Origin of the sequence: Peribacillus sp. NPDC046944, from assembly GCF_050272735.1 — a bacterium.
Taxonomy (GTDB): domain Bacteria; phylum Bacillota; class Bacilli; order Bacillales; family DSM-1321; genus Peribacillus.
The window spans coordinates 214,284-236,228 of sequence record NZ_JBNNML010000005.1 but is presented as its reverse complement, the minus strand read 5'-3'; the positions used below and the strand labels follow the sequence as shown (position 1 = coordinate 236,228).

Sequence of the window (21,945 nt, the reverse complement as noted above, 5' to 3'; positions counted from 1 at the left end):
ATGAATATAAAGTTATGTCAGTGTTAGGATATTTAGGATTTGCATCGGTCATATTCTCAAGGTTTTTTGCAGGGGAACTTTAATTTAGAACAAATGAGGCTGGCTCACTCATGAACCAGCCTTTCTTTATGGAAAATATTTCACTCGCTCATCAAGCGGAACGATTTCTTTATCCCCTGGCTCAGCAGTTGGTTTTCCGAATGGCATCTGCGCAATTAGTTTCCACTTCCTCGGCAAATCCCATGTTTTTGTAACTTCCTCATCAATTAATGGATTGTAATGCTGGAGGCTGGCTCCAAATCCTTCTCCCTCCAAGGCGGTCCAAACCACAAATTGTAACATGCCTGAGGATTGATTGGACCATATAGGGAATTTATCCGCATATGATTTAAATGCTTCTTGAAGATGTTCCACTATTGATTGATCTTCAAAAAATAGTACAGTTCCATATCCATTTTTAAAGGAAAGCATTTTGTCTTCTGTTTGTTTAAAGTCTTTTTCGTCAACGATTTTTCGGAGGGTTTCTTTGGTGATATCCCAAAACTGATCATGGCTTTTACCTGTTAGAACGACTACTCTTGCACTTTGAGAATTGTAAGCTGTTGGGGAATATTGAACAGCATGATCGATCACTTCCTTAATCCTGCTATTTGGGACAACCGTTTCTTTGCTGATTCCATAATAGGACCGTCTATCTTCAATCGCCTGCCAAAAATCTTTCTTCATATTACTAACCTCCATTAAATCTACTACATAATTATGGTGCCTCGTAATGGTAGGAATATGTTAAGAAATAAATGGATTCAGGCCAATGGTGTTTACTTTTGGCATTGGTGAGGGTAGGTAAGTGGGGTATAAGCAGCGAGTAAAATCCGTCTTCTTCTGCAATTGCAGGCTGACTTTTTGTTTTTCTTCTATATAATAGAATTATAGATAGCTTTCACTCGATCCTCATAGAGACCGCCCGGTGTTTCAACGAATTCTGCAGGTTCGGCGTGGTTATTCATGGTCGTAGTTGGGATTCATTAAGCCTAGCGAGGAGTGTTTACAATTGAGGACACGGAATCGCTCGCCTAGGCATTTGGTGAGTTTGCGGCGCAACTTTTGCTATGGTCCGAGTACATAGGAGATGTTCTTTCGCGAAGAAGAGATGACGAATCATATAAATAAGTATTTCTGAGTAAGAGTATGAAAATATAAGAGGAATTCAGTCAGGGTTTGGCAATGAGGTGGTCCATTCACACTCTCTTTGTGGAGGTGATCATGGCTATTCTTTGATCTGAGCACTAATGATAATTGAGAGGGGATAAAAAATGATTTCAGTAAATCCTAAAAGCTTAAGTGAGCGGGAAAATTATAAATTTCTGACGGGGAGTATAATTCCAAGACCCATTGCTCTTATTACGACACAATCAGAAACTGGCATAATAAATGCAGCACCTTTTAGTTTTTTCAATATAGTCAGTTCCAATCCTCCCATGCTTTCTGTTTCTGTTCAAAGAAAAAAAGGAGTCCAAAAGGATACCGCCCGAAATGCGATTAAAAGTGGGGAATTCATCGTTCATATCACAGATGAGGACATTGTTGAAGATGTTAACCAAACGGCCGCAGAGCTCCGACCTGAAGAGAGTGAATTAACTCTCACTAAATTTACCACTGTTGCTAGTGATAAAGTGGCAGTGCCTGGCTTGAAAGAAGCAAAAGTGCGTTTTGAATGTAAATTGGAACGAGCTATTCCTTTAGCGGGTTCAGTGGACGATCCAGGCTGTGATTTATTAATAGGTAGAGTAGTCTGCTATCATATCGACCAAGGCATCTATCATGAAGGAAGAATCGACCAGAATGGCCTTAAGCCGGTAGCTCGTTTGGCTGGACAAACTTATACGAAACTTGGGGAGTTATTTGAACTACAACGTCCTTGATTCCCCCTCGACCCTTAATTTGACAAATGGCGATATCTATCAATAGATATCGTCCTTTTTCATAGAGAAGATTTCTTGCGAATTAGGCAACCATTTCAGGTGGCATGGCTCATTTTTTCAAGGACATTCTGGATTTAAAGGGGTTCTAATAATGTATGGAAGGCATAGGGTTTGATGATGTAGTAAAATATGTAAGGGGGACCCCCAGTGACAGAAGGATTACATAGTATTGACTTATCCATACCTATTGAGAAAGTTTGGGCATTTGTCAGTGATATTGAACAATGGGCACCGCTAGTGCCAGGCTATATCAAGCACGAACTGTTAAATGAACGCACCCTTATTTGGGAGTTTAAGAGTGATCTCGGTTTAATGAAAAAGAAAATCAAGTTGGCAGTTGAGATAATGGAATGGCAAGTACCAAATAAGATCACGTTCAATCTTCAGGGAATAAACGAGAAGTTTGATGGATATGGTTACTTTTTGGCTGAAAGTGTAGAAATGAAGCGAACAAAGATGACTGGGTGCTTAGATATTACAGCAAAAGGAGCAAAGGCCCCTATTATCAACGCATTAATGAAATCCCATGTCCCACAAATGACGGTTGAATTTGCTGAAACCATTGCTCAAAGGCTTCAATTGCAAAAAAAGTGATTTGGTACATTGGCTAAAACATCTGTCATGGGGTATTAGATGTAAAATACGTTTAAACTCTGTGAAAAGGGATGAACATAATAATAAGCACGTGGTAAGATAAAGGATGTAAAGTGAAATAGGAGGTAAACCTCACATGGAATATGAAAAGCAAATGAAGAACCGTGTTAAACGGATAGAGGGTCAACTACGGGGTATCTTGAAAATGATGGAGGATAATAAGGATTGTAGGGAGGTAATCACCCAATTGTCTGCTACAAGATCTGCCATAGATCGGACGATAGGTGTAATTGTAAGCTCCAATCTTGTAGAGTGTGTACGCGAAGCAAACGAGTCTGGAGACAAGAACCCTGATGATCTTGTTAAAGAAGCAGTTAATTTGTTGGTGAAAAGTCGCTGATGATTAAAGATTCTTCTTACTTTTACATGGTAGAGGCAAATCATAATATGGGTAGAGGATTACGTAGGTATCATCAATTTTCATTAATGGATTGGATCCAGCACCGCTTATATAGGGAAGCTGGATTTTTTATTTGAAATCTCGGGAAATGCAACTACATCTTGGCCAGTTAGAGCACGATATCGCTTTGTTATAAAAGGATTTGCGTGTTATTCTTAAAGGGATAAAAATTATGTGAGGGAATTGCCATGGAAATAACGCAAATTACATCCGTATTATTCGGTCTCATTCTTATTTTAAATATATTATTTGCCACGGTCGTAATATTTTTTGAAAGAAAAGAAGCAAGCAACACATGGGCCTGGCTGTTAGTCTTGTATTTCCTTCCCGTTGTTGGTTTTATTTTATATCTCCTTTTCGGGACGAGTTTGAGACACGCCCACTTGTTTCAGTGGGAGGACAAAAAGAAGATCGGGATTGAGGAAATCCTAAAAAAACAAATGATTGACCTTAGCACAGACGATTTTCCATATCGTAATAATTCATCGAGCCATTATCGTGATTTGATCTATATGCACCTTCGATATAATGATGCCGTATTAACGGAAGATAATCAGGTTGATATTTTTACGGACGGAAGAGAAAAGTTCGAACAACTTTTTAAGGATATTGAAGCGGCTGAAAATCATATACATATTCAATATTACATTATCCAAAGAGATGTTCTGGGCAAGCGGTTCATCGAGGCTTTGACCAGAAAAGCCAATGAAGGAGTGAAGGTCCGCTTATTATATGATGAATTGGGATCGAGGAAATTGACAAAAGGCTTTTTTAAGGAGTTTAGACAAGCAGGTGGGCGAGTGGAAGCGTTCTTTCCATCTAAGTTGAAATTCATAAATTTACGCTTGAATTTTCGAAATCATCGTAAACTCGTCATTATTGATGGGGAAGTCGGTTATGTTGGCGGCTTTAATGTAGGAGATGAATATTTAGGGTTGAATCCCAAATTTGGATATTGGCGTGATACACACCTTCGAATCAAGGGCCCTGCAGTTAAAGCCATCCAAACCCGTTTCATTCTGGATTGGAATCAAGCATCGAAGCATCATGACATAACCTATCAACCGCATTATTTTCCGACCCCTGTTTATCAAGGTACTACCGATTTGCAAATTGTAACCAGCGGACCCGATTCGGAATGGGAACAAATAAAGAATGGCTATATTAAATTAATTTCTTCAGCGAGACATTCAATTCTTATTCAAACTCCTTACTTCATTCCGGACGCAAGCTTATTGGATGCGCTCCGAATTGCAAGTTTATCGGGTATTGATGTAAATATCATGATTCCCAATAAACCTGACCATCTTTTCGTATATTGGGCAACCCTCTATAATGTTGGAGAGTTATTAAAGGCAGGGGCTAAAGTATATATCTATGATAAGGGCTTTATCCATGCAAAAATGATTGTCGTGGATGAAGAAGTTTCTTCGGTCGGGACGGCAAACATCGATGTCCGAAGTTTTAAACTGAATTTTGAAGTGAATGCTTTCATTTATGACGAAGGAATTGCCGAAAAATTGACGAAGATTTTTTATAGGGATATAGAGGTTTCCAAACCGTTAACCATAGAAGAATTTGAAAAACGTTCTAAGTGGATTCGATTTAAGGAGTCCATCGCGAGACTGGTATCACCGATTTTATAATGTGGTGTATCGGATAAAAATACATTTAGAAAAAGGCGGGATATTGCGGTGAAAACTTTTATAATTACAGGGGCTTCAAGAGGTCTAGGAGCAGCTCTAGCAGAGCAGTGCTTGAGCGACGGGAATCATTGTATCTTAATTTCTCGTACCCCTCATCCTGAAATGGCTGAAAAAGCAGTTATGGCCGGAGCGAAGCTTAGTTTCATCTATATGGATCTATTCGACGGTTCACAACTTGCGCCATTAATCGATAAGATTTTTACAGAATTGGATGAAGATAGTGATGTTTATTTTATCAATAACGCAGGTGTTATTGATCCAATCAAGACAGTTGGGAATTTAGCACAAGAAAATATAGAACTCAGCCTACGTGTGAACTTCATGGCACCTGTTGTGTTGGCGGATGCATTTATCAAACGTACAAAGGAATGGAAACAAAAAAAGGTGATGGTCAATATTTCATCAGGAGCAGCCAAGAATCCTTATCATGGCTGGGCAGCCTATTGCAGTACAAAAGCGGGTCTTGAAATGTTCACCCGTGTAGCTGGACTAGAACAGGAGAAAGAAACTTATCCGACGACGCTCATATCTTTTTCACCAGGGGTGATGGATACAGGAATGCAAGAAACCATCCGTTCTGCTGATGAAAAGGACTTTTCAGACAGAACTAAATTTCATGACTATAAGGAAAAGGGGCTGTTGAGGAGCCCAGAACTCGTGGCAGAAAAACTGTTGCAATTGTTAGAGGTCAATAAGTTGGAAAATGGGAAGTTTTACGAACTCAATCAATTACTTTGATCTTTATGAATAGGTAGCAAATAAGCTCTAGTAAAAGGGGACCTCCATATAGAAGGTCCCTTTTGCCTTCCTTAGAACCTGATTATCCATGGAATTGTTGAAAAATCAAAGCCTCTCCTCTAGTGTGAAACTAAGCTCCTATTTACATAACAGCGTCTAAGGGTACAAGCTACATCCCTGCTATCCTCATGTTAAAACTAATTAGATGAAATTACACATTTAGGCCATATCAATAGAATACATTAATGATAAAGGTCAAAATGAAAAGTGTAGTGACACTAGTATAACTTTACATTTACTTTTGTGAGGAGTGGAGGGTGAGATGACAATCCAGGTCGTCAAAAGAGGAGATACTTTAGAGGCCATAGCTCAAAAGTACAAGGTTGATTCTGCAAGGATAGTGGAAGTGAATGGTCTGGAAACGACAGCACTGGTTCCTGGTTTAGCCCTATATATCCCCGAGACAGGAGTTAGAAACCGTACATATCTAATCAAACAGAATGACACGCTTTCAGGGATTGCAAAGAGATATATGACGAGCGTATCAGCCATTAAAAAAGCTAATCCGGGTCTATCAGCCATACTTAAGATAGGGGAAAGAATACTCGTTCCTTCCCCCTATAAGAAAAGATTGATTACGATGGGATTTTCTTTTCCAGTTTCAAGCGGTACAGTGTTTGAAATGCTTGAGGAGAACGGGGATAAGCTAACCTATCTGGCTATTGTAGCCTATTCATTTACGCAGGCAGGCTTTGCCTATATAGAAGGTGACGATTTACCCCTTATAGAGAAATGTGAACAAAATGGAGTGACACCTTTATTGATGATTCGTAATTTTCAAAACGGTAATTTTGATGCGGACTTGGCGGGTGATGTCCTCACCAGTTCCATTTATCGTAGAAATCTCATCACAAGTATGATGAATTTCGTGAAGGAAAAAGGGTATGGCGGAGTGAGTATGGACCTGGAATTCGTCCCTCCAGGTAAACGGGAGGAATATGTGACTTTTTTACAAGAGCTAAAAGCGGAATTGAACGGACTGATTTTACAAGTTAATGTACATGCGAAAACGGAAGATAATCCAGAAAATCGAATTGTTGGCGGACATGATTATAAGGGCATTGGAAAGGTTGCCGATTTAGTCGCCGTAATGACCATCGATTATGGTTACCCGACCGGCCCCCCAGAACCAATTTCCCCTATTTGGTGGATGACTGAGGTCATCCAGTATGCTATATCTACGATGCCTGCGAATAAATTACAGGTAGCCATTCCTATGTACGGATATGGTTGGCTCGTCCCTAGCAATGAGACGAGCGCGATGTCAGCACAAAATGCCCAAAACTTAGCAATCGCAACAAATTCAGAAATTCGCTTTGATAGGAAAGCCGCCTCTCCTACTTACTCATATACAAAAGAAAACTCAGAACATATCGTTTGGTTTGAAGATATTCGCTCAATAACTGCAAAATATCAAGCGATTGATGCATATGAACTGGCTGGTACCACCTATTGGCATATTGGTTTGCGTTTTCCACAGAATTGGGCATATATACAGGAGAATATTTTGATAATAAAATAGTTATACAGTTTTTTTCGATACGAATAGGGAAACGATGAGAGACAGAAATAATTTATGTAATACCACTCAAAGCATACAGAGTAATGACAGAAGTTTTTAGTAAATCATGCCCATTCATTTGCAACTTGCCATTCCTTTGCTAATATATAAGCATACAGAAAAAATAGGAGTGTTGACTGTGGCTGAAACTCCAGCAGAAACTAAGGAACTGGTTCACTATATTGAACCAAAAGGAGATTATATCTCTTTTTCAGATGAAGAGGATTATATTGCAAAAGGGGTAGAGTGGAAACTGTTCACTGCTCGATCAGTAAAAAAAGAATTACTATATAAAAGTGGAAGCTTTCAAACAAAAGTAAAGTTGGCCGGTTATGAACAATATGGAAATGGTCTGGATACTATTGTTGTCGAATTTGATAATGGCAGGCTTAGCTGTATTCATCCCGCTTATTTAAAGGAAATGCAAAGTTCGAATTTTGGGAAAGAATTATTGAGCGGTCCTGCTGCTCCAGGGTCTTTGACCGAAGTTGTACAGGATGCGAAAGGTAAGGGAACAGAGGACCCTGGAAAGAGCAGCACTGAAGCGCCGAAAGCTACACAAAAAAAGGAAAAGTCAAAGAGTAAAAAGGAACCGGCTAAACCGAAATTGGACTTACCTGCTGAAAAAGTTCATTTTACGGCAACAGTCAAAGAGTTTACAGCCAAAATGAATCATTTTACGGGTGAAGAGGATGAAGTCATCTTATTAGAAAATGTAAAAGTTACCTCGGATCCAGAACTTCTCATTGGGGATGCATGGTGTGGTTATAGCAAAACTTTAAAAAAAGCTGAACTTATAGAAGGCGACGCTCTAGAATTTGACGGAAAAGTCGTAGAGAAGAAATACAATAAGGAAATTCGTTATAAAGTGAACAACCCATCCAAACTGGTTAAAAGCATGGAAGCTTGATTCTATAATCATATTTTTTAAAAAAGTGGTAATAGGCCCTTGGTCTACTACCATTTTTTGTGTTACAAAAGGTTCGAATTACGGCGTCGGATGGCCCTTTGTAAGTACAATCCCGTTTTGCTTTTATTATGATTCATTTAAATGGCTTTGGAGATAATACAACTTATGAAATCATAAAAAGTGAAGAGGGTATGCCTGATATGAAAAAATTAATGTTATTGCTTAAGCAGGGCAATAAATCAGCTTTTATTGCAGCCTGTGTTAATAGTATCATCGCCATTTTAAAGGGAATTGCCTATTTTATGACCGGAAATGTCGCGATGTTCGCCGAAACACTCCATTCTTTGGGGGATGCTGCCAATCAGTTTTTCGTTTTCATTGGTTCTGCCTTAAGTAAAAAGGCACCGACAGAGCGCTTCCCGGAAGGTTTTGGCCGTTTGGTGAACCTGGTGCTTTTAGGAGCTGTATTGATTGTTGGGATCATGTCTTATGAAACGATAAAGGAAGGCTTCCATCATATTTTGCATCCTACTGAATCAAATGGGATTGTCATTAACTTAACCGTTTTATTCGCAGCGGTTGTCCTTGAATCCTATGTCCTGTTTAAAGCAATGAAAGAAGTGGTTAAAGAAGTGAATATCGAAGCAAAGGGGGCTGCTGCGGTTATAGTTAAAAGCTTTTCGGGTTTAAGGCGTGCAAAACCAGCCACAAAACTGGTGTTTATGGAAGATATGGTAGCGACAGGTGGTGGTCTACTCGCAATTATAGCGATTTTACTGGCGAATTTCACTCCTTTTAGGCAAGCGGAAGGGATAGCTTCTGTATTCATTGGACTCGGAATGTTTTACGTAGTGGGTCGGGTATTCCTTGAAAATGCAGCAGGTGCACTAGGTGAAGCTGACGTTGATATGCGCCTGAAAATCGGAACGATGGTCATGAAAGATCCAGAAGTTCGTGATATTCAGAAACTTGCCGTTATTAAAGAAGGGGAAAACTTTCATGTGGAACTTGAGGTTGAGCTGGATGCGCATATAACGATTGCTGAAGCGGATATGATAAAGGACAGATTGATTGCAGAAATCTTCAAAGAAAGAGGAGTCACGGATGTCATTATAGAGTTCGATGAAAATGACGGTGTTGCAAATTGGCAGGAAAAGATTCATTCCAAAGTGAAGGAAGAGAAAAAGAAGAGATGAGCAAATTTTTGAGTAAGTAAGAAGAGATCTTTTACCTATACAATCAGATTTCTTCCTTGGAACAGCAAGATACAGTATGCTATAGGTATCTACATAGAAAAGAGAAAGGGTGTTTATTCATGGATAACATAGACATACGATTAGTTGCACTCGATATGGATGGTACGCTTTTAAATGAAAAAGGGGAGATTTCAGAAGAAAATCGACGTACGATTAAAGAAGCAGAACAGCGGGGAGTTCATGTGATTTTGAGTACGGGAAGATCCTTTGCTACATGTAATGACTTTGCCAAGTCCATGGAACTTCAATCATACTTAATAACGGTCAATGGCAGTGAAATATACAATAACGATGGTGAATTGGTGGAAAGGCATATTGTCGATAGCGAATATGTACAATGGATGTGGGAATTAAGCCAAAAGCATGGAACCCATTTCTGGGCAACCAGCTGTGATCGTGTCTACCGGGCTGAGATGCCCGAAAAAATTAATGAATCACAATGGCTTAAATTTGGATTCGATACCAAGGACGATGCCATCCGTCAACTGATTATGGAAGAGCTTAGGACAAAAGAGAATCTTGAAATCAGTAATTCCAGCCCAACGAATATTGAAGTGAATGCTCATGGCGTAAATAAGGCAAAGGCAATTGAACGTGTTTGTTCAATGCTCGATCTTACTATGGACCAAGTCATGGCAGTAGGGGATAGTCTAAATGACCTTGCCATGATTCGAGAAGCAAAAATAGGAGTAGCTATGGGGAATGCCCAACAAATCGTTAAGGAAGAATCCGATTGGGTGACCTCGACCAATCAGGAAGATGGAGTGGCAAAAGCGATACGTAAATGGGTACTTTCTTAATAATGAAAACGATGCTGTATGTGGAATCGCCTTCCATATGCAGTTTTTTTCTACACGTTAAAATGGACAATTATTTCTTGAAAATTTTGTATTTTAGAAGTATGATACTCTTGTAGTGTAATATTTTGGTAATATATTAACATTGGGAGGTTATAATGATGAGCAAATCTATTCCTGAGCACTGGTGGAGTCAACTTTCTTTACCGGTCATATCTGCACCCATGTTTTTAATTTCTGGTCCGGATTTAGTAAAAGAGTGTTGTTTGAATGGGGTAATAGGCTCGTTTCCAGCTCCGAATGCAAGGCCTATCGAAGTCTTGGACCAATGGATGGGTGATATTAATGATACACTCATTTCGGCAAGGGACAAGGATCCAAACAGCAAAATCGCGCCGTGGGCAATGAATATGGTAGTACATCGGACCTATAGTCGCCTAGAGGAAGAATTGGAATTGGTCAAAAAGCATCAGCCTCCCATCATCATAACTTCACTCGGATCGCCAAGACATGTTGTGGATGTTGTACATAGCTATGGAGGCCTAGTTTTTTCTGATGTCAGCAGTGTGGATTTTGCAAAAAAAGCCGCTGAATCCGGCGTGGATGGTTTAATCCTTGTAGCATCAGGTGCAGGAGGACATGCAGGTGAAATAAATAGCTTTGCTTTTGTGGACAGTGTCAGGACATTCTGGGATGGAATCATTCTACTCGCCGGATCAATTAGTACGGGTCATAGTATATTGGCCGCCCAGGCTGCAGGAGCTGACTTGGCTTACATGGGCACCCGTTTTATCGTGGCAAAAGAGAGCATGGCGAATGACCAATACCGTCAAATGCTTGTAGAGTCTAATCAAGATGATATTATTTTGACTGATGCATTTTCAGGTGTTAACTGCAATATGCTTAAACCAAGTATTAGAAAAGAAGGATTGGATCCAGAGCAATTAGCCAAAAAAGAAAAAGTCGATTTTGATAGCATGTCAAAATCATCGGAATCTAAAGCATGGCGTGATATCTGGTCTGCAGGTCATGGTGTCGGCGCCATAAAGCAGATTGATACAACAGCTGGTATTATCAAGCAACTCGAAAATGAGTATCGTGATTCCCTTGGAAGATTAACCGAACAGGCCGGAAAAATAAAAGGAATCATATCTAGATGAATTGAAAGCGCTTTAGCTGATTTGTGAAAGTTGTAGAGGGTCCATACTGGGCCCTCTATTTTAATTGGACATGATCCTATTGCATGAATTTGGTAGTGATTTGGAATGGATAATTTCCGAGCATTATATACAATTCTGATGATAGCTGAATAACGCAAAGCCCAAAATCCTATCCATGACCACATTCAGGAAAATCGTTATCATTTTGAATTCTAACGATTAAAAGGTTGAAAAATAACATAAGAAATGGTATATTACTCGCAGATAATGACCGAATGAATGAATTGGTCAGTACTTCTTGGAGGAGGATTTGAAAATCATGTTTAAATCGTTAAAGGGTGAATTTTTGGCGATTATAAAGAATCCTATAATACTAATCTCAATCATAGGGATCATCAGTATTCCCCTTCTTTATAGCGGAACGTTTTTGTGGGCATTTTGGGATCCATACGGAAAGGTTGACCAACTGCCGGTCGCCATTGTCAATAATGACGTTGGGGCTGAATTTAATGAAGAGGAACTCACCATTGGAAAAGATTTAGTGGGAGAGTTGAAGGAAAAGAAAGACTTTGATTGGCATTTTGTTAGTCAAAAAGAAGCGGATCAAGGACTGAAAAATCTGGACTATTATATGAAAATAGAAATTCCAGAGGATTTCTCTAAGAATGCAACCACTTTGCAAGATGATGAACCGGAAAAATTGGATTTGATTTACACATCTAATGAAGGCTATAACTACATTTCCACTAAGATTGGTGATGCCGCATCCGAAAAAATCAAGGCAGAGGTTTCTTCAGCAGTTACGAAAACTTATGCGGAGTCGATGTTCGATAGTTTGCAAGATGTTGCCAGCGGCCTTAAAGATGCTAGCGATGGAGCAGGTGAGCTGAAGGATGGTACGGATAGTGTGAAAGACGGAACAAAAGAACTAGGTACCGGAATTAACTCTGCCAAAGAAGGCGCAGAGAAAGTGGATGAAGGAATTAGTTCTGTTCAGTCAGGATCGGTTAAAATCCAAAATAACCTTGAAAAGTTGGCCGAAAAATCGGTGACCTTCTCGAATGGTGTCGGTTCAGCAGCGAGTGGCTCAAAAGAGCTAAACCAAGGATTACAGCAATTCAGTTCTGGTTTCGGGCAAATGAAAGCAGGACAAACGGAACTTTTAGAGGGAGCAAAGAAATCTGAAGCAGGAACGGGTACGTTAGCAACAGGTTTGCAACAATCCTTGGAAGGTTTCAATCAGATTGAAGGAAAACTTCCAACTCTGTCTGAAGGAGCTAATGGTGTAGCGGCGGGTGCAAGTCAACTTTCATCTTCATTGAACGATTGGAGTGCTGCTGCCAGTGAAGCAAAAACAGGTGCGGCTCAAGTTTCTGCGGGGCTCGATGAAGTTATTTCCGGATTGAAACAACAATCTCAGGCTTCGGAAGACCCAGCTGAAAAAGCGCGTTTGGAAGGTCTTATTACATCATTGACTAAAATTAATGAGGGAAGCAAGGGAGTTTCCGAGGGAGTAGGTAAACTTTCAGCTAGTGCTTCTGAAATTTCCAAAGGCAGTACAAGTCTTAGCGATGGTGCCAGTCAAGTTGGAAAAGGAACGGACGCGCTTAGTGATGGTTTCAGCCAATTGTCCGAAGCACAAGGAAAACTGGCTAGTGGAGCAAGTGAACTAGAAAGTGGACAGGGACAATTGGTAGCCGGTTTAACGACATTCGGTGAAAGCATAGATACGGCTCAGAATGGACTTGGTCAATTAACGGAAGGCAGCAATAATTTGGTCACGGGACTTGACCAATTAGAAGATGGTTCCAAGCAATTATCTAGTGGAACTTCCCAACTTTCAGAAGGATCGAAAAGTCTGGTTGCTGGAACAGATAAATTGAAAGACGGATCATCGAGCCTGACCAATGGAATGGGAGAATTGGCCAATGGAGCCATTAAGCTTGAAGATGGCGTTGCCAAACTCTCGGATGGATCAAAAGAATTACATGATGAGTTGAAAGATGGAGCGGAGGATGCAAGTGACATCAAAGCGGATGATGATGTCTATGATATGTTTGCAAGTCCGGTTAAAGTCGATAAAATGCCAATAAATAATGTACCGAATTATGGTACAAGTTTTGCACCATATTTGGTTTCATTGAGCTTGTTTATTGGAGCAATCGTATTGACGATTATTTTCCCGTTGAGGGATCCAGCCGTCATTCCTAAAAATGGGTTCGGTTGGTTTATCAGTAAATATAGTGTCATGGCTCTAGTCGGGCTAGGTCAAGCCATTTTGGTGGATACGATATTGATATTAGGCTTAGAAATTGAAGTTACAAGCATCCCGCTATTCTTCATGATTAGCATTATGGCCAGCTTCACTTTTATGGCGATCATCCAGTTCCTAGGTGCAGCTTTCGATAACCCGGGGCGTTTTATAGCCTTGCTTATTTTGATTCTTCAGCTGACTAGTAGCGGGGGGACTTTCCCGAATGAATTGGTGCCTAATTTCTTGCAACACTTTACACCATTCTTACCGATGACTTATTCGATTAATGCTTTTAGAGCGGTTATCTCCACAGGCGATTATGGTTTCATGTGGCATAATCTTGGCACTTTGGCGATTTTCTTGGTAGTGGCTTTGATTCTATCTATCGTTTACTACAGCTTAAGGTTCAAAAAGCAAAAAAATGCATTAGCTAAAGAAGAAGAGTTAGCGGTATAAGGGAAGGCGGACTCAATCTTAGTCCGCTATTTTTTTGAATGGGTGTAGGTGATAACAACGACAATATGGTGAGCCAGTCTCATTCGTTATATCGTTTTAAAGAGTGTTGGCTTTTTTTGCAGAACGGAATACACGTGGAAAAGCAGGAAAATTCACTGGGGATTTTCCTGCTTTTTTTATACATGAGATTTTTGAGAAGAAGGCGAATATTTTCTCATTGGTTTTTTAGCGATAACATCCTTTAAATAAGGAAGGCCTAATGGATTTGATTTTTGCAACAATTGCATTAAGTATGAAATGTCATCCATGGCTCGATGTGTTTGAAAGTTAGTGATGTCATGGGCTTGAAGCAGGGTTAATAGTTTACTATTTAGGAAACCATATTGTTTCCAAGGGACATTTCGCATTGTACAAAACCACTTATGATCATTGATTTCCGGATACATCTGGTAGAGAAAACTGCGGTCAAAGGAGGCGTTATGGGCGAAAATGGAATCGGCACGGTTTATATATGATTTGATTTTTTCATCATGAAAACTTTTCCCCTCTACAGAACTATAGGATATTCCATGAACTCTGTATGCTTGACCGTAATTCCGTTTTGCTTGATATGAGAGTGGTTCTCTTAAAAATGAATCTTGTTCAATTAGACTTAAAATATTTCCAGTCTCGCTGTTATAGGTGAAAAGGATTAAAGCGAGTTCGATAATTTCATCCGATCCCGGTCGCAATCCTGTCGTCTCAACATCCAGAACTAAACCTACTCTATTAGACAATTACTTTTCCTCCAATGTATACTACTATCTGAAATTTTTTATTTAGCGAACGGAGTATAATATCAGCCGTTAAAGACTAGTATAATATAAAAGTTTAAAAAAAGATGCAAACAATGAAAGGAGCCATCTATACATTCAGGGGGATTTTTATTAAAGCCAAAGGGTAAAGAAAAAAATGCAGCGAATAAGCTGCATTTTTTCTTATTTTCCGATGAATTGCTGCGTCCAATAACGGCTGTAGGTTCCGCCTTGAACATATCCAACTCCAATATGCGTATAATTCCCATTCAAAATGTTGGCTTTATGTCCGGGACTATTCATCCATGATTTCATCACTGCAGATGCACTTGTTTGGCCAGCTGCAATATTTTCCCCTGCATATGTATAACCAATACCAAAGGACTTCATCATGTCGAAAGGGGAACCATAGGTAGGACTTGTATGGCTGAAGTAATGATTGTCACGCATATCCCCTGATTTTGTTTTTGCAACATTTGAGAGCTCTTGATCCAATTCCAAGTCTTTCAGTCCAGCTTTTGAACGTTCAGAATTTACTAGGTCAAGAACTTGTTGTTCAACTGAAGAGTTACTTTCGTGGGTTGTTTCATTTTTGGTGGTGGGTATGGAGATAGCCTGGCCAATTTTAATTTGATTAGGATCATCTAAAATAGGATTCGCCATAAGCAAATCGGAAAGGCTGATACTATGTTCAGTAGCAATCTTCGTTAAAGTATCTCCATTATTCACTGTATAGGAATTGGACCCTAAAGCCACAGTTGGGAAAAGTAGCGATAAAGTTAGTACAGACGGTAAAATTATTATCTTCATTGAACTTCCTCCTTTTACAAAATTCAGTAATGAAAATCTAGTATGCTATAAAATTAGGATAACGTAAACTGGTTAATTTTTGAAAAGGGGAAAACCAGGATGAAAGAATTAGCTCTATCTAAAAAGAAAGTAGGTACATACTATCTTGATTTGGATGGCGTAATGGTATAGCTAGTCCATTGTCTCCGTATGATATCCATCAATATTTGTTCGGAAAGAATTATTTTTTTGTTTGCATTTTACCATGATAAGGGTAAAGAAGGATTAGTTTATAAGACTCTATTGTATAGATATAGAACTAAAACAAGTACAAATCGTACATTAATAGGAAGGTGAAGGTAAGGATGGATTTGAAATCCGGAAAGTTATATTGGAATGAGACTTACCATGAAGAAATGAAATATCCAATATTGGAAGAAGACATTATGTGTGACGTTTGCATAGTGGGATCTGGTTCGTCCGGAGCACATTGTGCTTATTTTTTCGCTGAGACGGGACTTAATGTGGTTCTTGTAGATAAGAGGGACTTAAGTACAGGCAGTACGGTGGCTAACACGGGTCTTTTACAATATTCAAATGATAAATCCTTAACTTCTCTGATTCATAGTTTTGGAGAAGAAGCTGGTACTCGACATGTCCAGCTCTGCTTGGAAGCCATACGTACGCTTGAAAAAAAGGTTGTCCCAAGCTTAGCTGATGACTCAGACTTTAAGATTAGAAAGAGTTTGTATTATGCTTCTAATCCAGAGGATGTTTCTATGTTGAAAGAAGAGTATCAGAACCTTCAAAACCGCAACTTTCCAGTAGAATATTATTCGGAAAACGAAATAGGAAAACATTTTTCCTTTTTTAAAGCAGGGGCGCTTGTCACAGGGAATGACGCCGAAATAAATCCCTATAAGCATGCTCATTTATTACTGAAAAAGGCTTATCAACAAGGTGTGCGTATATTTTCCAATACGAAAATCAATGGAAAAATCTTAAAAGATGATCATACGGAGTTAATCACCGATACAGGTCATTCTATCCGTGCACATCATGTTATTTTTGCCACAGGCTATGAAGCCCAAGAAGAAGTGAATGATCCGAATGCTATGATTCTCAGTTCCTATGCCATTGCAACGAATCAGATTGCAAATCTTGCCAAATGGGATGAAGGAATGATGATTTGGGAAACGGCAAGGCCTTATTTATATGCAAGGAAAACGGTTGATAACCGGATCATCATAGGTGGATTAGACGAAAGAATAACCTATTCCGAGAAGAGAGATTCAAAAATCATACATAAGCGGGATGAATTGTTGAGTCAACTTGTCTGTTTATTCCCAGAATTGGAGGGCGTGGTCCAAGCAGATTATTATTGGGGTGCTTTCTTTGGTGAGTCACATGATGGTTTACCAACCATTGGGATTTATCCGAATTACCCTAACTGCTATTTCTTAATGGGGTATGGGGGAAATGGTACAGTTTATAGTGTCATTCTCTCACAAATCATTAGAGATTTGATAACAAAGAATAGACATCCCGATTCAAACTTATACTTAAAGGAAAGGTCTCTTATGAAAGGAACTGTCGGTTAAACAGGAAACACGCCCTAGAGAATAGAATAATAGAGGAAAGGATGATTACTAGGGGGAAAAGAAATGAAGTTTCCTGAATTAGAGACGGATAGGCTGTATTTGATAGAAATAGGTAAGCAGCATGCAGAAAGTCTGTTTGATATCCTTTCAAGGGAAGAGGTAACCCGGTATGGGGGCATTGAAACATTGCTTCGGTTAGAAGAGTCACAGAGGATTATCCATTCTTTTAGAAGCTCATACATTAATGAAAGAGGAATCCAATGGGGAATGGTCTTAAAAGATACAGGAAGGTTCATTGGGACGGTAGGTTTAAATCATTTGAATAAGTCTAATAAAAGGGCAGAAATAGGTTACGAAGTTCACCCTGATTATCGGCGAAAGTACTATACGTGGGAAGCGGTCAGAGAAGTATTGAGATTCTCTTTTCATGAACTTGAGTTGCATCGCATTGCCGCGATGGCTTTTCCGCATAACATGCCTTCGACTAACTTATTGAAAAAAGTTGGATTTCAGGAAGAAGGAACGCTTAGAAATTATCTATATTTTAATAAAGAATCTCAAGATGTCCGGATCTTTTCGTTATTGAATAGTGAATATAGTGCATTGAATTCTGGCTCATTGCCCCCCCGCTTTCTATAGGGACTGAAACAGAGAGTTTTGTTTAGTGCATCAGAGAAAATGCCCAATCATGGGCTTTTTTTGTGCCTGATATGTGAACATTTATAGATGAACGTCCAAAGTTCCATCCATTCATCGTTTTGTTAGAATCATAAACCATCCAGCCATTTGAAACCAGATTATCCGGGAACTTAGTCCACTTTTAAAGCCGTATATATTTAAAAATGTAGTATAAGGGGTACAAAATAGATTATTTAATTTTGTAATATTTTGAAGGGTTTAGCAAATTATGGTCGAATATAATAATATTATCCTTTTGCGAGGTTTGAAAGGAAGGTGGTTTTAAGCTATTAAACTGCTGTTTTTTGGGTTTTCCGAGGAAAAGGGCAAAACGAGTGTAATCGGTTTGCTGACTAAGTGTAATGATGAACGCTAAACTTCTAACTAATCCTCGCAGAAAATTTCCGGAATGAAATAAGCCGGCAGTTGATAGAGTAGAAATGGGAGGGGCCTGAGCTTGGGTGACTCCACAATTAAATCGTACAGAGGGGGAAAACATTTGAAAAAGTCTAAATTTTCAGTACTATCATTGTTTTTAGCCATGATACTGGTACTGGCCGCGTGTAATGGAGGATCGAAGGAAACTTCGAAAGAAAAAGAGGAAGGCACTAATAAATCCACTGAACCAAAGGTGTTAAATCTGAATAACTCATCCGAACCTGGATCACTACACCCTGCTAAAGCACAAGGAACTCATGATTCTTGGATTCTAAATCATACCTTCGAGGGGTTGACTAAGAAGACCGAGGAAGGCGAAATCGTTCCAGCGGTTGCAGAATCATGGGAGACTAGTGATGATGGTAAAACTTTGACATTTAAATTAAAAGATGGTTTAAAGTGGTCGAATGGAGATCCCATTACCGCCAATGACTTTGAATATGCATGGAAATATGCTTTGAATCCTGACACTGCGGCTGACTATGCTTACCAACTTTATTACCTTAAAGGGGGAGAAGCGTACAACGCGAAAAAAGGCAAGGAAGAGGATGTTGGTGTAAAGGCTACGGATGATCTTACATTAGAAGTTACATTAGAAGAGCCTACTCCATATTTCTTGGACTTAACATCATTCTATGCATTTTTCCCAATCAATAAACAAGTCCAAGAAGAAAATCCTGAATGGGCTCAAGAGGGAGAGACGCATGTCTCGAACGGACCATTCAAATTAACAGAATGGAAACATAAAGAGAGCATTAAAATCGAGAAGAACGAAAATTATTATGATAAGGATCAAGTTAAATTGGATGCGGTAAATTTCGCTCTAATTGAAGACGAAAATACAGCATGGCAAATGTATGAGAATGGTGAACTTGACCTGGCATATCCATTACCAGTGGACAAACAAGGCCAGCTGGTTAACTCTGGAGATAAAGAATTCCAAAATGGTCCAGAACTTGCCGTTTACTATTACAACTTAAATACTAAAGTGAAACCATTCAATAATATTAAAGTCAGAAAAGCTTTATCCATGGCCATTGACCGTAAAATGATCACGGATAATGTTACTCAAGGTGGCCAACAGCCAGCCTATGGTATCGTTCCTCCTGGTATTCCTGATGCCACTGGTGATTTCCAGGAAAATACAGGTAACCTTTTTGAAGAAAATGTAGATGAAGCTAAAAAGTTATTAAAAGAGGGCCTTGCAGAAGAGGGTATGAAAAAAATGCCTGATTTCTCCATTTTATTTAACACATTAGATGCCCATAAGAAAATTGCCGAAGCTGTTCAAGAAATGTGGCGTAAAAATTTAGGTGTTGAAGTCAAATTGGAAAATGCTGAATTCCAGGTTAAATTAGACCGTGAAAAAGCGGGAGATTTCCAAATTTCACGTGCTGGCTGGGTTGGTGATTATGTCGATCCAATGACATTCATGCTTTGGGAGACTGATGGCGCTTATAATGATGCCGATTGGTCTAACAAGGAATACGACAAGTATCTTAAGGAATCAAAAACTGCATTGAAACCGGAAGATCGCATGCCTATTCTACACAAGGCTGAAAAAGTATTAATTGATGAAATGCCGATTATCCCGATTTACTTCTATACTAAACCATACATGGTTAAATCGAATGTTACAGGAATTTATGCACCAATCAACGAATATCCAAACTTTATTTACGCAGACAAAAAATAAAGGCACGATAGTGATGGGAGGTATGTCCTTATTCGGACATACCCCATTTTTCAGTTGAAAATTTCATGAATTCATTTCTGCTTTAAACTTCTATGAAAACGAGAATTGAGGTGATTACCATGTTGAGATATACGATGAATCGATTAAAATGGGCAATTATAACTTTATGGGCGGTCATTACAATCACTTTTATCATTATGCATTCCATACCAGGAAATCCTTTTGCTAAAGAAGGGACAATGCCTCCTGCAGTATATGAAAATCTACAAGCCCATTATGGATTGGACAAACCACTATTAGCCCAATATGGAAATTATTTATTGGAAGTGCTTCGGTTTGATTTTGGTCCTTCCTTAAAATCTTCATCCATTTCCGTGAATGACTATATTGTGAACGGGTTCCCAGTATCTTTACATTTAGGTGCGCAAGCGTTGGCCATTGCCGTTTTCTTTGGTCTGATTCTAGGTGTAGTGGCTTCCTTATATCGAAATAAAATACCTGATTATCTATCAATGATCATTGCGATTGTTGGTATATCAGTGCCGAACTTTATCTTAGCTACAGTGCTGATTAATTATCTCGCTATAGAATTCAAAGTGTTTCCAGTTGCTACATGGGCGACTTGGAAACATACGATTTTACCTTCTATCGCCCTGTCCATGATGCCACTGGCCTTTATTGCAAGGTTAATGCGGACGAGCATGCTGGAAGTCATGGGTCAGGACTACATATTGACCGCTAAGGCCAAAGGCTTGAAAAGAAGTAGCATTATTATCAAACATGCGATTCGAAATGCCATCTTACCTGTCATTACGATTCTTGGCATTCTGACGGCCAACATTGTAACGGGAAGTTTCATTATTGAGCGCATTTTTGGAATTCCGGGGATGGGAGAGATGTTTGTAAAAGGAATCTTCAATCGGGATTACCCGGTTATTCTTGGTTCCACAATAGTGTATAGTGCAGTGCTTGTCATATTGATTTTCATAGTGGATGTAGCCTATACGTTGATTGACCCGAGAATTAAAGTGACGGGGGAGAGTAAATAATGGCAGAAAAAGTGCATTTAACCGAAGAAATGTTCTCGCCCGCAGAAGATAATTTTAAGGAAGCGGAAAAAATATCAAGGCCAACCATATCATTTTGGTCTGATGTATGGCGAAGGTTTAAGCAAAATAAGCTGGCCATGGCAGGTTTTGTTCTTATTGTCCTATTAGTGTTTATGGCTATTTTCGGGCCCTACATGAATGGATATTCATATTACGAACAAGATTTTGCAAAAAAGAATCTTAGACCAAACGCTGAACATTGGTTCGGTACGGATACAGCCGGAAGAGATCTATTTACGAGAGCCTGGTATGGGGCGAGGATATCCTTATTTATAGGATTGATGGCTGCTCTTATCGATTTTATAATCGGTGTCATTTATGGTGGGATTTCAGCTATACGTGGTGGGCGCACGGATAATTTAATGATGCGGTTTGCCGAAGTCATCTATGCCATTCCATATTTACTGATGGTCATTTTAATGATGGTAGTTTTAGATCCTGGTATATTACCAATTATCATCGCAATGACGATCACAGGCTGGATCCCAATGGCTCGATTGGTCCGGGGCCAGGTATTACAGCTAAAGGAAAATGAATATGTCCATGCAGCCACTATCTCTGGTGCTAATACGAATTGGACATTAAGGAAACATATGATTCCCAATACAATGGGACCTATTTTAGTAAATTTAACATTGACCGTTCCTACTGCAATTTTTGCCGAGGCGACGTTGAGCTTTTTAGGGCTAGGTGTGCCAGCTCCTCAAGCTAGTTGGGGTACCCTTACAAGTGATGCTTTGGGAAGTATTTTAGTCGGTAATTTCTATCAGCTTTTAATCCCAGCCATCCTTATTTCGGTGACGATGTTTGCCTTCAATGTAGTGGGTGATGGTCTTCAGGATGCACTGGATCCAAAGCTTAGAAAATAATAGAGTCCTAATCATAAAGATATTGAAACTAGAATAG

19 protein-coding genes are annotated in these 21,945 nt (G+C 39.3%); 16 read left to right on the top strand and 3 right to left on the bottom strand.

The window, feature by feature from the left end; translation table 11 throughout:
• Positions 1-126 precede the first annotated feature (126 nt).
• Positions 127-726, bottom strand: coding sequence for a nitroreductase family protein (locus ACQKIC_RS11615; protein ID WP_427591223.1), 600 nt, complete (start codon positions 724-726; stop codon positions 127-129).
• 587 nt (positions 727-1,313) lie between these two features.
• Between ACQKIC_RS11615 and ACQKIC_RS11610 the strand changes: the two genes are divergently transcribed.
• From ACQKIC_RS11610 to ACQKIC_RS11560, 11 genes are all read left to right on the top strand, one after another.
• The gene (locus ACQKIC_RS11610) at positions 1,314-1,922 is read left to right on the top strand and encodes a flavin reductase family protein (protein ID WP_427591224.1); all 609 of its coding nucleotides are present in this window, start codon (positions 1,314-1,316) and stop codon (positions 1,920-1,922) included.
• Between the two features lie 207 nt (positions 1,923-2,129).
• Positions 2,130-2,576 carry a CoxG family protein gene (locus tag ACQKIC_RS11605; protein WP_427591226.1) on the top strand — a complete coding sequence of 149 codons (447 nt, stop codon included), beginning with the start codon at positions 2,130-2,132 and terminating at the stop codon, positions 2,574-2,576.
• A gap of 136 nt (positions 2,577-2,712) precedes the next feature.
• Positions 2,713-2,976 carry a metal-sensitive transcriptional regulator gene (locus ACQKIC_RS11600; protein ID WP_402868692.1) on the top strand — a complete coding sequence of 88 codons (264 nt, stop codon included), beginning with the start codon at positions 2,713-2,715 and terminating at the stop codon, positions 2,974-2,976.
• Between the two features lie 248 nt (positions 2,977-3,224).
• Positions 3,225-4,682: a cardiolipin synthase gene (gene cls / locus ACQKIC_RS11595; RefSeq protein ID WP_402868691.1), complete on the top strand. Its 1,458-nt coding sequence runs from the start codon at positions 3,225-3,227 to the stop codon at positions 4,680-4,682.
• Positions 4,683-4,730: 48 nt separating this feature from the next.
• A complete protein-coding gene (locus tag ACQKIC_RS11590) occupies positions 4,731-5,480 on the top strand; it encodes a (S)-benzoin forming benzil reductase (RefSeq protein WP_402868690.1) in 750 nt (249 codons plus the stop codon).
• Positions 5,481-5,802: 322 nt separating this feature from the next.
• Positions 5,803-7,062, top strand: a complete 1,260-nt coding sequence (locus ACQKIC_RS11585) for a glycosyl hydrolase family 18 protein (RefSeq protein ID WP_427591227.1) — start codon at positions 5,803-5,805, stop codon at positions 7,060-7,062.
• Between the two features lie 178 nt (positions 7,063-7,240).
• Positions 7,241-8,011 (top strand): hypothetical protein, encoded by a 771-nt coding sequence (locus ACQKIC_RS11580; protein ID WP_427591228.1) that lies wholly within the window; start codon positions 7,241-7,243, stop codon positions 8,009-8,011.
• A gap of 200 nt (positions 8,012-8,211) precedes the next feature.
• Positions 8,212-9,207, top strand: a complete 996-nt coding sequence (locus ACQKIC_RS11575) for a cation diffusion facilitator family transporter (RefSeq protein WP_427591229.1) — start codon at positions 8,212-8,214, stop codon at positions 9,205-9,207.
• Between the two features lie 119 nt (positions 9,208-9,326).
• A complete protein-coding gene (locus tag ACQKIC_RS11570) occupies positions 9,327-10,067 on the top strand; it encodes a Cof-type HAD-IIB family hydrolase (protein ID WP_402868682.1) in 741 nt (246 codons plus the stop codon).
• A gap of 158 nt (positions 10,068-10,225) precedes the next feature.
• On the top strand, positions 10,226-11,224 hold the full coding sequence (locus tag ACQKIC_RS11565; RefSeq protein ID WP_402958727.1) for an NAD(P)H-dependent flavin oxidoreductase: 999 nt from the start codon (positions 10,226-10,228) through the stop codon (positions 11,222-11,224).
• A 319-nt stretch (positions 11,225-11,543) separates the two neighbouring features.
• Entirely contained in the window at positions 11,544-13,934 is a 2,391-nt protein-coding gene (locus ACQKIC_RS11560; protein WP_427591232.1) for a YhgE/Pip family protein, read from the top strand.
• A gap of 176 nt (positions 13,935-14,110) precedes the next feature.
• On the opposite strand, the gene ACQKIC_RS11555 is transcribed toward ACQKIC_RS11560, so the two are convergent.
• Entirely contained in the window at positions 14,111-14,710 is a 600-nt protein-coding gene (locus ACQKIC_RS11555; protein ID WP_402868676.1) for an exonuclease domain-containing protein, read from the bottom strand.
• 201 nt (positions 14,711-14,911) lie between these two features.
• Complete coding sequence (locus ACQKIC_RS11550; RefSeq protein ID WP_402958731.1) at positions 14,912-15,538, bottom strand: CAP domain-containing protein; 627 nt, start codon at positions 15,536-15,538, stop codon at positions 14,912-14,914.
• A 344-nt stretch (positions 15,539-15,882) separates the two neighbouring features.
• On the opposite strand from ACQKIC_RS11550, the gene ACQKIC_RS11545 reads away from it, so the two are divergent.
• The 5 genes from ACQKIC_RS11545 to ACQKIC_RS11525 all read left to right on the top strand — a co-directional run bounded on the left by ACQKIC_RS11545 (position 15,883) and on the right by ACQKIC_RS11525 (position 21,908).
• Positions 15,883-17,118, top strand: coding sequence for an NAD(P)/FAD-dependent oxidoreductase (locus ACQKIC_RS11545; protein WP_427591233.1), 1,236 nt, complete (start codon positions 15,883-15,885; stop codon positions 17,116-17,118).
• 63 nt (positions 17,119-17,181) lie between these two features.
• The gene (locus ACQKIC_RS11540) at positions 17,182-17,757 is read left to right on the top strand and encodes a GNAT family N-acetyltransferase (RefSeq protein ID WP_427591235.1); all 576 of its coding nucleotides are present in this window, start codon (positions 17,182-17,184) and stop codon (positions 17,755-17,757) included.
• Between the two features lie 538 nt (positions 17,758-18,295).
• Positions 18,296-19,930, top strand: coding sequence for a peptide ABC transporter substrate-binding protein (locus ACQKIC_RS11535; protein ID WP_427591237.1), 1,635 nt, complete (start codon positions 18,296-18,298; stop codon positions 19,928-19,930).
• Between the two features lie 119 nt (positions 19,931-20,049).
• A complete protein-coding gene (locus ACQKIC_RS11530; protein ID WP_402869855.1) occupies positions 20,050-20,979 on the top strand; it encodes an ABC transporter permease in 930 nt (309 codons plus the stop codon).
• Positions 20,979-21,908, top strand: a complete 930-nt coding sequence (locus tag ACQKIC_RS11525) for an ABC transporter permease (RefSeq protein ID WP_402868667.1) — start codon at positions 20,979-20,981, stop codon at positions 21,906-21,908. The genes ACQKIC_RS11530 and ACQKIC_RS11525 overlap by 1 nt, the downstream gene beginning before the upstream one ends.
• Positions 21,909-21,945 lie beyond the last annotated feature (37 nt).